Source organism: Haloquadratum walsbyi J07HQW2 (assembly GCF_000415985.1).
Lineage (GTDB): Archaea > Halobacteriota > Halobacteria > Halobacteriales > Haloferacaceae > Haloquadratum > Haloquadratum walsbyi_B.
Genome location: NZ_KE356561.1, coordinates 3591047 through 3594539, shown reverse-complemented (window position 1 = coordinate 3594539; position 3493 = coordinate 3591047). Strand labels below are relative to the sequence as shown.

Annotated in this window: 4 protein-coding genes and 2 pseudogenes; all 6 read left to right on the top strand. The window is 61.4% G+C overall.

Annotated features, from left to right (window positions below):
- A pseudogene (locus J07HQW2_RS16715) lies at positions 1-733 on the top strand (hypothetical protein); the annotation flags it as partial.
- A 111-nt stretch (positions 734-844) separates the two neighbouring features.
- Complete coding sequence (locus tag J07HQW2_RS16710; protein ID WP_021056881.1) at positions 845-1033, top strand: DUF8012 family protein; 189 nt, start codon at positions 845-847, stop codon at positions 1031-1033.
- Positions 1034-1047: 14 nt separating this feature from the next.
- A complete protein-coding gene (locus J07HQW2_RS16705; RefSeq protein ID WP_021056880.1) occupies positions 1048-1245 on the top strand; it encodes a hypothetical protein in 198 nt (65 codons plus the stop codon).
- The gene (locus J07HQW2_RS16700; RefSeq protein WP_021056879.1) at positions 1235-2500 is read left to right on the top strand and encodes an RNA-guided endonuclease TnpB family protein; all 1266 of its coding nucleotides are present in this window, start codon (positions 1235-1237) and stop codon (positions 2498-2500) included. Before J07HQW2_RS16705 ends, J07HQW2_RS16700 begins: the two co-directional genes overlap by 11 nt.
- Before the next feature lie 51 nt (positions 2501-2551).
- Positions 2552-2860 (top strand): annotated as a pseudogene (locus tag J07HQW2_RS16695) (DUF6735 family protein); the annotation flags it as partial.
- A gap of 73 nt (positions 2861-2933) precedes the next feature.
- Complete coding sequence (locus J07HQW2_RS16690) at positions 2934-3350, top strand: DUF8025 family protein (RefSeq protein WP_021056877.1); 417 nt, start codon at positions 2934-2936, stop codon at positions 3348-3350.
- Positions 3351-3493 lie beyond the last annotated feature (143 nt).

The window sequence follows — 3493 nt, the reverse complement described above, 5'->3', positions numbered from 1 at the left end:
CGTGTGGGGCGTCAGTCCCAGACGGGCAGACGAAATGCCGGTTCTGTCTCACCAACTATCTTGGGAGTGACGCGACTAGCACGGACGAGTCAGCGTCGACGACATACCTCGGCATCATCCACCTGGTCGTCGAGTCGACCACGTCCTACGGCGCCGTGGCGAAGGGCGGCGCCGCGGCGAACCTCCTCTCCGCCAACGAGGCGGAGCCGGCCGTCGACGACTACACCCTCATCTACGACCTCGACGAGGCGCCGGCGCGCCAGCTGGTCGAGCACTGGCCCGCACTCCCCGACGCGGTACAGGTGTCGTCAGCGGAAGGAGAGCGGCTTCTCAGTGCCGTCCGTGACCGGACTGGGTGGCACGGGCAGGGAGCGTCGGAGCGTCGGAGCGTCAGGAGCAGCCCCCGACACGGCTCTACGACCAGCGGGGGGACGGCATCCGCGACGCGTCGCGTCTCGACGCGGTCCTCGACGACGCCGACAACGCGGTGTGGCTGGTTCCAGCGATGGCGCTGACCGAATCCACTGGCGAGGCTGCGGCTGATCGCCAGGTGTCGTCGGTACCGACGACGCAGGAACTCGACTGTCAAACCTGTGGACGGGCGACCGACCATCGGTTCAAGACCCACGAGTCGGTCCCGGATGCGGCGTGGACGGAACAACCGATCTGGGAGTGCCAGGTGTGTGGCACAGCTCGCTACGGGCCGAATCCATCGACGCGCTGCCAGCCTTAACCAACAAAATGAATAGCGAATCCTCAGTGTTGGTTAATATGTGCATACAGCCCCACAGCTATCCGCAGCTGGAGATGTTTCTCTGCGCCGTGAATCGGCGAGGCGCTTCAGATGGACCCGCGCAACACACCCGGATACCGACTGCACCGCTCACTCACCAATCTCAACCGCATCGAGACTGCCGGACTCGACGACGCAGATCAAGAGCGAATCGAGGCAGCGAAGACGCTCCTACAGGACGTGAGTCTGCTCTCTCATCCGGAACACAGTGGGGGCGCCGATACACAGGTCGAGTCCTGAACGGTGTCGCAACGATGAATTTGGCTGAATCGCTTCTGAGAGTGTTTATCGCCCCCAAGAAGGTGCGGGGCGAACCAGTCTGGACGGCCTACGAAGGGAAACAAATGCGGTCAAATACACACAAACGGGAGATGCTCCGTGAGAATGGTATCGTCCATCCGCGTGCCAACAGCGAGATAATCGAGAAGGGGTTAGAGGCTAATGCCAACTAAGACGCTCGAAGCCACACTCGCGCCGCCAACAGCCCACAAAGAGCACAAACTGTGTGATCTGCTCGACACCTACCGTGAGGGGCTACACGAGGCGTTCGAGGCTGGGTGCGACACGATGAGCGCAACCAGCGACATTGTGACGCCCTACGACTTGCCGTATCAGGCGAAAGCGGCGCTCTGCAACTACGTCCCGCAGCTCCACGACACCTACGACGCAGAGGAGTTAGATGACGACCACCCGGTTCGACTCACCAACCAAGCCGCCGAATTTGACCACTCGCCAGAACGCGAATACGAGTTTACGTGGTGGGTACCACAGCCCGGTCGCGGGACGAACTTCTGGATACCGCTTCGAATCAATCCCGAGCAAAAGGGGCTGTGGCGTGACCTCGTGGACGGGGATACATCCCCAGGACAACTCCGTCTGCAACGGAATCGCACCTCGTGGACGCTCCACGTTACCGTCGAGTTCCCGGTCGAGGAACCCGACTACACGACAGATAGTGACGACGTGACACACATCGGTCTGGACATCGGTGAATCGGCCCTGATTACGGGCTGTGCCCTCAAGGACGGTTCACCGACTGGCCCGTTCGTGTGTGACGGTTCGCGTGCGAAGCATCTCCGCAAAGAGATGCACACCACCCTGAAACGACTCCAAGAGCGTGACGCCGCCGAGTGGCGGATTGACGAACGATTTGACTATTACCAGAACGCGCTGACAGATATTGTCGAGAAGGTGTCTCGGCAGGCTGTCGAGTACGCCCGTCGCTTCGAGAAGCCGGTAATCGTGATGGAGGACTTGACCTATATCCGCGAAGAATTGGACTACGGCGGGTACATGAACCGCCGGCTCCATGCTTGGGCGTTCGCTCGGCTACAGAAACGCGTCGAGGACAAAGCGCGAGAGGCAGGTATCCCGGTCAAGTACGTCCGGCCAGAGTACACGAGCCAGACGTGTCATGCCTGCGATCACATCGGAAGCAGAGCCGCCCAAGGCACGTTCCGGTGTACGAACGACGAGTGTCACATCACGGTGTTTCAGGGCGATATCAACGGCGCAATCAACGTTGCACAACGGGCTGACCCGTGGGGAGAGAGCGTGCCGCTGAAACCGGCAGGCAATGACTCGCCTCGGGATGGGAGTGCCTGTGACAGCACCACGACCCACCGTGAGAGGAGCGAGCAACACTCGCAGATGACTCTCTCGGCATTTTGCGGGTCGGAACCCTCTACCAGCAATAGTCGCACTTAGCTGGTATTCCCCATGCGCGGGAAGCCGTGCCGTTCACGGCGCGGAGGATGTCACCGGACGCTGTGGTTCGGGCTGCAGTACGAGTCGGAGACAGTCGAACAGGGGGAGACGGTCGGGAACGGCGCGCTCGCGACGGTGCGCTGGTACGACGGCGAGCCGGTCGGCGACGGCCACCTACAGGGACAGTTCGCGGCCCTCAAAGACGTCGTCGGCGATATGCTCGACAAAGGCGTCTTCACGCCGTCGACGGCGAGACAGTACCTGAAACGGAAACTCGCCGAGCGAGTCGGAGACCAACAGGAGCTGCTCATTTCGACCGGGGAATCACCCTTCGAGAAGGCGAGCCTGAACCACTCCTAGTTCGATTTGCTTCGTGGCAGCCGCTGTTTTTCAGGGGCCGAAATGGGTGAGCCCCACGTAGGCTCGTGATTCGATGACCTCAGAGGACGACCCGTTTCACGACTGCGAGTTGGGTCCCGAGGCAATCCTCGGGACACGCACCTTCGAAGACGTCCTGTTCACCGACGATACCGAGACACCGGTAAACGTGCTCACCGGCGAGACGCCCGCACATTCGCAGGCCACTGTCGAGGAAGCGAAGGAATTCGCTGCGAGTATCGATACAGACACACCACAAATCGCGCTCCCGGCCTCTGTCGAGACGCAAGTCGAAACCCAGAGCAAGCCCTACACCTCGGCTGCGTTCTTCCACTTCAAGCCGACCGGGTCGCTCGAACTGCACCGTGCCTACCACGCCGCCTACGAATCCGGCGCGTTCAGCGTCGACTTCGAGGCCGACTACGAGTCGGGCGACCTGACGATCACCGTCGAGCAGACAGGCGATTCCTGAACGCGATCTCGCGAAGCGAGTTTTTCGAGCACCGGCGAGTACCGATGTCGACACGGAGCCAACTCCGATTCGTCCAACGAGTCGAACAGACCGGTGAGACAGATGGCAGCGCCGACCGCGTCGCGCAGGTGTACCGGCATTCG